Annotated in this window: 1 protein-coding gene; it reads left to right on the forward strand. The window is 71.3% G+C overall.

Features of this window, described 5'->3' with window-relative positions; genetic code table 11:
- The coding region (locus NR072_RS08860) for an IS3 family transposase (protein ID WP_256836903.1) at positions 1 to 275 on the forward strand (275 nt) is incomplete at both ends.

Raw genomic sequence — 275 nt, forward strand, 5'->3', positions numbered from 1 at the left:
CCCTCGGCTCGCGCGGTGCGGGACGAGGAGCTGATCCCGCAGCTGGTCGAGCTCTGGGAGACGAACTACCGCGTCTATGGAATCCGCAAGCTCTGGAAAGCCGCCGGCCGGGCGGGGATCATGATCGGCCGAGACCAGACCGCCCGGCTGATGCGCGCTGCAGGCATCGAGGGTGCGCGGCGGTCGAAGAGGATCAAGACCACCCGGCCGGACCCGGCGTCGGCGCGGCACCCGGACCTCGTGAAGCGGGAGTTCACCGCGCCTGCCCCGAACCG

Source organism: Micrococcus sp. Mcc89 (assembly GCF_024519795.1).
GTDB classification, from domain to species: domain Bacteria; phylum Actinomycetota; class Actinomycetes; order Actinomycetales; family Micrococcaceae; genus Micrococcus; species Micrococcus luteus.